At 59.5% G+C, this 7,520-nt stretch carries 7 protein-coding genes; 3 read left to right on the top strand and 4 right to left on the bottom strand.

The window, feature by feature from the left end:
- The coding region (locus AC0L3J_RS36765) for an IS110 family RNA-guided transposase (RefSeq protein ID WP_473350341.1) at positions 1-866 on the bottom strand (866 nt) is incomplete at its 3' end.
- A 674-nt stretch (positions 867-1,540) separates the two neighbouring features.
- Positions 1,541-1,843, bottom strand: a complete 303-nt coding sequence (locus AC0L3J_RS36760) for a hypothetical protein (RefSeq protein WP_473350340.1) — start codon at positions 1,841-1,843, stop codon at positions 1,541-1,543.
- Between the two features lie 1,601 nt (positions 1,844-3,444).
- Here AC0L3J_RS36760 and AC0L3J_RS36755 point away from each other — a divergent pair.
- Positions 3,445-4,167 carry a hypothetical protein gene (locus AC0L3J_RS36755; RefSeq protein WP_473350339.1) on the top strand — a complete coding sequence of 241 codons (723 nt, stop codon included), beginning with the start codon at positions 3,445-3,447 and terminating at the stop codon, positions 4,165-4,167.
- A 52-nt stretch (positions 4,168-4,219) separates the two neighbouring features.
- Here the strand turns inward: AC0L3J_RS36755 and AC0L3J_RS36750 are convergent, their stop codons facing one another.
- Positions 4,220-4,588 carry a hypothetical protein gene (locus tag AC0L3J_RS36750; protein WP_473350338.1) on the bottom strand — a complete coding sequence of 123 codons (369 nt, stop codon included), beginning with the start codon at positions 4,586-4,588 and terminating at the stop codon, positions 4,220-4,222.
- A gap of 229 nt (positions 4,589-4,817) precedes the next feature.
- On the opposite strand from AC0L3J_RS36750, the gene AC0L3J_RS36745 reads away from it, so the two are divergent.
- Complete coding sequence (locus AC0L3J_RS36745; protein ID WP_473350337.1) at positions 4,818-5,351, top strand: cytochrome b; 534 nt, start codon at positions 4,818-4,820, stop codon at positions 5,349-5,351.
- 236 nt (positions 5,352-5,587) lie between these two features.
- Positions 5,588-6,418 carry a COG4705 family protein gene (locus AC0L3J_RS36740; RefSeq protein WP_473350336.1) on the top strand — a complete coding sequence of 277 codons (831 nt, stop codon included), beginning with the start codon at positions 5,588-5,590 and terminating at the stop codon, positions 6,416-6,418.
- A gap of 274 nt (positions 6,419-6,692) precedes the next feature.
- On the opposite strand, the gene AC0L3J_RS36735 is transcribed toward AC0L3J_RS36740, so the two are convergent.
- Entirely contained in the window at positions 6,693-7,286 is a 594-nt protein-coding gene (locus AC0L3J_RS36735; RefSeq protein ID WP_473350335.1) for a hypothetical protein, read from the bottom strand.
- Positions 7,287-7,520 lie beyond the last annotated feature (234 nt).

Genomic DNA, 7,520 nt, shown 5'->3' with positions numbered 1-7,520 from the left:
TAGCGGATCACGGCGAGTGCGCCCGCTGTGAACAGGCTGCGTAAATAGCGATCGCCTTGCTTGCTGATACGGCCGAGCTTGTCCTTGCCCCCACTAGAGTTCTGCTTCGGCACGAGCCCGACCCAGGCCGAGAAGTCCCGCCCCGATCGGAAGGTTGTGGCATCGGCAACGCTTGCGACTAGCGCCGTTGCCAGTGCTGGACCGACGCCAGGGATCACATCCAGTCGCCTGCTCGTCGCGTTTGATCGATGCCAGGCAATAATGCGCTTATCGAACTCCAGGATCTGAGCCTTCAGTCCCCGCAACTGACCGCCGAGAGCCGCAAGACACGCGCGGGCCACCTCCGGGACCCGGCGGTCAGCTGGATCGGCGACGACTTCCAACAGCTGTTCGACACCCCTGCGCCCGACGGGGGCAACAATCCCGAACTCGGCCAGATATGCGCGGATCGAGTTGATGACAGCAGTCTGCTGGCGAATGAAGAGATGGCGTACGCGATGAAGCATCAGACAGCCCTGTTGTTCGGTGGTCTTGGTCGGCACGAACCGCATGTTGGGCCTTGTGACCGCCTCGCAAATAGCCTCCGCATCGGTGCTGTCGTTCTTCTGCCGCTTGACGTAGGGCTTCACATAGGCCGGAGGCATCAGTCGCACCGTATGCCCCAACGCCTGCAGCTCGCGGGACCAGTGGTGCGATGAAGCGCAAGCCTCGATCCCGACTAGACACGGCGGCAACTTCTCAAAGAAGGACAGCACGAAGCGGCGCTTGAGCTGACGGCGTATGACCACCTGGCCGGCCGCATCGACCCCATGTACTTGGAAGACCGACTTCGCGATATCCAGACCAATCGTTGAAACTGACTGCATAGGTTGCTCCTCCGAATCGTGGGAGCCTTAAACGGCGCCCAGTCTTTGGCACTCTCGTGCCCGTGGAGGAGCCGTCCACAGCATCACAAGCGGAAGACCACGCTTGGCCTGATGAAGCGTCCAACTAAGCTCCGTATAACTGCGGAGTCCTCCTAGGCTTGGGGCAGCAGCTCAAAAGCAGTTGCCTCTCGCGAGGTCGCTTCATCGTCCGGCAGGTCTTCGCCTTCAATGTCGGTGCTCGCTTTAGTTCCGGCGTTTGCCCAACGTCAGCCCCGATCAGTGCAGAATTGGTATGGGCAAAATCAGGCGGGATGCGCGCCTGCGCTCAGGCTAGTTCATTCCGCTTGCAGCCCTTGCTCTGTCGGCTCATAGCGCTGGCCGTGCTGTTCGAGCCAGCCGCCTTCGACCATCTTCCGTGCCATGGCCAAGGTGCATATCGGCTGGTTGCCGCCTGGGTGATACAGGCCTACTCTTTGTCCTCAGTGCAAGTCTGGGCACCGCATTCGCACTTGAACAGGCGCACCGTTTTACCGTCTTGCGGGTTTAGCATTTTCAATACGGACTTGGGCTTCCTGCCGCACTCCCCGCAAGCTTTAACCGGATCAGGTTCAAAGCTGGAAAACCCTTCGTTCTTGAAATCACGATCCACGGGTACGGCCTCGCCAATAGAGGACTCAGCTAAGTGCCAAAGTGTACACTTGTTCCACGCCAACGGGGAGACGGTAGACCTTACTTAGTTCGGGCACCCGACTCATGACAGCGCGCTGCCCGTCGGCATATTCCTTCGCCACGCGGCGAGCTTCTGAGATGCGCTCGTCCAGCTCAGCGAAGATCACGACTTGCTCGGCCCTGCGGGCCAGCTCTTCATAGTTTTCCGCGACGGTGAGCAGCGTGTCTCTGGTTTCAGGATGCTGGCAGTTGTTGGTCTTGGTGCGGAACTCCTCCGCACGCATGCGCCAGTACTTGGGTCGACGCATTCGCTCGATGCGCCATGGCTAGCTCCTGATCGGACTGTTCCACTTAACCCAGGTTAAGGCCGCTGGTTCCGGCCTCCAAGAAGGCACCGATCGATTTGAGGCACGCTGAAACGGCCAGAACCGGAAGTCCAGCCACACGTCGCGAACCCTTGAACGAAGTTACCCGCGTGCTCGGGACAGGCGGAGCCCCGGCCTACGGGGGACGACAGGCCGGGGCTACCAAGATCCTCGTGCCGGTCTTTGGCGGCGCTGGCACGAGCGAACTCAAGCGTGGCACCGCCCGATCGTTCCAGATGGCCTTGAACTAGCCTGTCGCGGGCTAAGTCCGGGGCCATTCTCAGTCATCTCATATGTTAAAGCGCGACTCAGCAATTGCACTCCAGGGTAAACCGGCAACAGGCTGGGGACGCCGGAGCAATGGCACAGTCACGCTATCCGTTGGTCCGGAGGTGGACACCGGAAGAGCATCAAAAACTGCTGGCGATGGCGGCGGACGGGTTTCGGCCCGACGAGATCGCCCGCGCGCTCGGCAGGACAGAACCGGCCGTGCGAGTCCGCGCGCATCTCCACAACATCCCGTTGCGCTTGGTGACGCAAAAGCGGAAGAGCCCATGATGCGCCGTGATGGCCTCGTCACGCTCGCGCGTCAGATCGTCCGCCAGCAGTAGGGCCAGGTCGTCGCTCAGCTCGATCTGCTCGGCGGGTTAGGGTAAGCTTGCCAGCGGCTTGAGCCTCAGTTGCGAGCCGACCACCGGCGAGGAGCCGCTCAACGACGCCGTCGCTGATTACCTTCACACCGAAGCGCCAGCCTCCACGCGGCCGCCGCTCAAACGGGCCATGTTGGACAAGCGCAGGAAGTAGCGCTCATTGTAGTTCTTTTGGTCGCCCATCACTTAGCCCCGCCCCGTGCCGACGAGCAAGGCCGTGATTTAGCAATCGCGATAAGTCAACAAGCTGCCGGGCGACATCTGCGGCTCGGGCCAGACGACGAGGCAGCGCTTCCGTTAGCGGCTCTTTTACTCGGCAAGGCTATCGTTTCCCGATGTTCAAGGGCGTTGCCATAGCTGCTGTTGTACTGGCGGCTGCCAGTCTTGCGGACCAGCAGTTGTCCTATGGGCGCTATACGGACGCGGCTTTGGCTATGCTCCGCCAGATCGAGCATTCATTCCGGCGATGGGCGTAAGTGGTGCCAGCCTCGTTCCCTCACCGCGAGGCCAGGGCGCGAGGACCCTTGCTGGTCCAGTCGGGCCTGACATCGGCGCCACGGCCGCCGCAGGCGGAGCAGACGCAGCGCTCCTCGATGTCGGATATCCGAGCCACCTGAAGGCGGGAAGTGCGTCCAAAAGTGACGTCGCGCGTCGCAATAACCACCTCGGCCGATTAGATAGAGGATCCGACGCGAAAACACGGCTCCCTGCAACCATTGTCGACCACGCCTTTTAAGCTGTGTTTCCACACAACTAAGACCCAAAGCGGACATCATTGCCATCTTCCGCAGCCGCGCAACAAGCTATATCCAGTCAAATGAGCGGAGCCGCCCTTGGATGGAACTTCAGTACTGGCAGCTGTTAGTTTCGCAAGCTTAACCTGCCGAGGATACGATGAATAAGGTAAAATATCGGCTGAATAACCCACGTCTAGCACCGCGCCGGACCAAGCTTGAGATTCCCGGTTGGGCCGGCAAGCGCGATCCGCGGGCAAACGGTTCACGCGAGCAGGTATGGCACTGTGTGCCGTTCTCGGAAGGAGCCCAATACGGGGTCGAGCTGTTTTACCCCTACGACTTTGAACTCCACGTCAGCACCAAAGACGGCCAGCTGGACCTTCAGGCTGATTGGGGCGATCCGCCGGACGGCGGAGCCGAGTGGCCGCCGTTTCGGAATTTCGGTGACGCCTTCTACACGTACCAGATACTGCTCGATCTCAAGGTCGAGAAAGGCATGGCGGTCCGGACCGAGCCACACCCCCGGTTCTATACCGATCGCACCGACACCGTGCCGGTCGCGGTACCGGCTCTCATCCGGAACTGGTGGCCGATGCTTTTCTTTTGCGTCTTCAAGGCGCCTGCGGAGGGGCGGACGCACATTTTCAGGCCGAACGAACCATTCGCTCAGATGATCGTGATTCCGGAGGAAGCCAATTTCGATCTCGAACCGATGGGTGAGGTGGAATGCGCCGAGCGCGAACTGCAATCGCGGCGCATCTATGCCAACCGGCCGAACCTGGCGGCTGGGACCGAGTGGACGTCCGACACCAATACTGTGTTTGACGGCACTTACCGCCATTTGCACCGCGCCGCGAAGGAAAAGGCCCGACGAGAATAGCGTAAAAACAGGACCTCCCGGTCCTGTTTTCATCACGTGGGGCGCGCGTAGTTCAATAGTCGCGGCGATAGAAACTGTGGTGGTGGTGGTGGTGGTGGTGATGGTGGTGGTATCGGCGATACCGGGGCACGACTACGACGCGCGGATAGTAGCTGTGGTGGTGCCGATAGAAGCTATGGTGATCATGGTGATGATGGTGATGATAGAATTGGGCAAGCTGGACGTTCCCCGCCGCTGGATCTGGTGTGGCTTCGTCCACGGCTTGCAGCAGCGCGATGGCGTTCGGGATAGGTTCCAGCAGGTCAGCATATGAGTTGGCCCGCAAAACATCTGCCGGAGCGGGTGCAGGACCGGCCTCGGCAGCGGTAAAGGTGCCAAGCGACGCCACCGCTCCTAGTAAGCCAGCGATCTTCTTGTCCATGGTTACTTCTCCAGTTCATGGCGCCGACGCTAGGCCGGCAAGCCGCAACGCCACGGATTGCCGAATGTTCCCGGCGCAGTTGGTGCAAGAGTCGATCATGAGGCGCGCTCGCAAGCATATCTATTGCGGAACGCAGAGATGGCGACAGTGGTTGAGCCCCGCGCCGGATCGGCACACGTGCTGGACGACAGCACCCAGCGCGTCCTGCAAAACATTGAGACAGGACCTTATGACTGATCGGCTGCATTACGGTACCCCGGCCAAAGTGCTCCATTGGCTCGTCGTGGCCCTTCTGACCGTTCAGTTCTCAATTGGTTGGCTTATGCCAGACGTTCATGCGGGTCCGCCGGGCAGGGCCATGACGCTCCATATCTCCTTTGGTCTGACTATTCTCGCGTTGATTTTGTTGCGGCTGGTCTGGCGTATCACCCACCCGGTGGCTCTGGAGAGTTCACTACCGCCATGGCAGCGAGTTTCCTCAGAGGCGGTGCACTGGTTGCTTTATATCTTGGTTCTCGCCGCAACCATCACAGGCTGGCTGTTCGCATCGTTCCGAGGTTGGACAGTCTATTATTTCGATCTTATCCCGCTGCCGATGCTGACGGAAAAACACACGACCGCGATCCATCAGATCGACGGTTGGCATCAAATTGCGGAGTTGGCGTTGCTGATCGCAATCGGCATTCATGTGGCCGCAGCCTTCGCTCACATTTTTATTTACCGCGACGGCGTCATGCAACGAATGCTGCCAAGCCGTCGGTGACTTTGCGAATGTCTCTTGTTGGCCCATCGCTTCCGTTCACGCGGTGCCGCTGCATATCGGTTCAGAGGGGTAAACCGCAATTTTGCAGCCGGGCGCCGCTGGCGGCTTGGGACCGACCAAAGCGGTCGCTTCGGCGGTCCACCGGCTGAGCCTTTGCGCGGCAACTTTCATATGCTTGCAGCGTTTCGTTTGTTGGCCGTCCGGGGCGGCAACATAGGTATGCAGGAGTACGTTAAATGAGGTTTCAGAGCGCAAATGACCTTCAGAGCGCCAATGACATTCTCAGCAAAGTACCTGCCGTCACGCTCGGCTTCTGGGTCATCAAGATCCTTGCCACCACTTTGGGGGAAACGGGTGGCGACGCGGTGACCATGAGCTGGCTCCACGCAGATCAGAACGCGCAAAACGGCGGATATCTGATCGGGACTGCTATATTTCTGGCTATATTCGTTGCCGCAGTCATTGCTCAGATTTCAACGTCGAAGTTCAATCCTTGGGTCTACTGGCTGGCCATCGTTGCTTCCACCACCGTGGGCACCGCGTTGGCGGATTTCTTTGATCGCTCATTGGGGATCGGTTATGTAGGGGGCTCATCCATCTTGCTGGCCTGTGTGCTTTGTTCCCTTGGTGCATGGTATGCGACTTTGGGCTCGGTGAATGTCGACACGGTAACGTCGCCAAAGACCGAGCTATTCTATTGGATCACCATTACGTTTTCACAAACCTTGGGTACCGCTCTCGGAGACTGGATCGCTGACGACACCGGACTGGGATACGATGGAGGCGCTCTACTCTTTAGTGCGGGACTTGTGGTGCTTGCGGCGCTGTACTACTGGACGAAGGTATCGCGGGTGTTTCTGTTCTGGGCGGCTTTCATTCTTACCCGTCCTCTGGGGGCAACGGTCGGAGATTTTCTGGACAAGCCAGTCAGCCATGGCGGGCTCGCGCTGAGTCGTCCTTTAGCTTCCGTGGTACTTCTCGCTGCAATCGTCTTGCTCGTCGCTATCCTGCCGCAGCGGCCAGGGCGGCATTCGGTCGATTGGGCTTCGCAGCCAAGGACCGAGTAGCCCAACTTCAGAAGTAGCCGCTGGGGGACCTCCATCGAGGTTTGCAAGAGAAGTGGAGGTGGCCGTGGTGCGTTCGGTCGAGCGTTGAAATCCAAGCCGCTCCGATCTAGCGCTCGGATTGACGTTCACTTTGCCCATCGCGCCCGCTGCCGCAGTGTAGCTGCAGATCTGAGTCGGGGGCAGAGCAGAAGTCATAGCCCGCGGTGCGGATCGCCTCTTTGACTCACTGGAGACCCGGCCACGTGACTCCATGCACAGAAGGCCCTTCGCCAAGTCATTTCGTGGCCGGCGGGGTATCGACCGGGGCACCGCCCAACGGCGTCCAGCGCACCCGGCCATTGTGGGCTGTAAGGTCGAGACCGCCGGCGGTGCCGTAAAGGACCAGATGCCCCGAACCAGTCTCGTCGATAGCCAGCACGCTGCGCGTAAGCTTTTCAGCATTGGCCATAGAGAGTGACGGGTCAGACTTTTCGTTCAGCGAAAGCGATGTGCGGGAGACTTCCTGTGCGTCCAGCAGCGATACGGAGGGGCCGCCGGGGCCCACCCACGCCATCAGACGAATCTTCTTTTTGGCATCCAACAACGCGAGGCTAGGAGACCCGTCCCGGCCGGCGTTGAATTGGGCGACAATGTCGCCCTTCGCGGTCTGAACCGCGAAGCTTTCGGCTATGACCGACTTAGCGCTGATCACCGTGGGTTTATCGAAATGCAATAACAGCGGGACGCATGCCAGAATTGCGAGCCCTGAAATCGTAAGTTGAAGCGCTTTCAATTTTCGCTCGCACCGCTCCAGCCGCGATAGTAGCAGCTCGATACTTCGGTCAGTCTGCTCGTGAGCTGAAGCTGTCGGCGTTTGCGTGTCGGTCATGCAGTCCTCCTAGGCACGCACGTTTGGTACTTGCCTGTAAACAGACAGAGCCCTGGTGCGATGCGCAAAAAGCGACATCAGTGTTGGCCACGGCCATGACCATTGCCATGACCGTTGCTGTCGTTGTCACTACTGTCGTTGCCGGCGCTCCCCTGCCGTTCCCAGTTGCGCCGTTGTTGCCCTTACCGTCCTTCGCTTCCTTGCCATCCTTGCTGTCCTTCCCTTCGTTGCCTC

It is taken from the genome of Bradyrhizobium sp. Kon37 (genome assembly GCF_055807535.1).
Note: the sequence above shows the minus strand (reverse complement) of the source record. Positions and strands in the feature narration are given on the sequence as shown.

Excerpts from the sequence above, each read along its gene's own strand:
- AC0L3J_RS36760 (WP_473350340.1), bottom strand. The coding sequence starts at position 1,843 with ATGCGTCGACCCAAGTACTGGCGCATGCGTGCGGAGGAGTTCCGCACC.
- AC0L3J_RS36750 (WP_473350338.1), bottom strand. The coding sequence starts at position 4,588 with ATGGACAAGAAGATCGCTGGCTTACTAGGAGCGGTGGCGTCGCTTGGC.
- AC0L3J_RS36735 (WP_473350335.1), bottom strand. The coding sequence starts at position 7,286 with ATGACCGACACGCAAACGCCGACAGCTTCAGCTCACGAGCAGACTGAC.
- AC0L3J_RS36740 (WP_473350336.1), top strand. The coding sequence starts at position 5,588 with ATGAGGTTTCAGAGCGCAAATGACCTTCAGAGCGCCAATGACATTCTC.
- AC0L3J_RS36755 (WP_473350339.1), top strand. The coding sequence starts at position 3,445 with ATGAATAAGGTAAAATATCGGCTGAATAACCCACGTCTAGCACCGCGC.
- AC0L3J_RS36745 (WP_473350337.1), top strand. The coding sequence starts at position 4,818 with ATGACTGATCGGCTGCATTACGGTACCCCGGCCAAAGTGCTCCATTGG.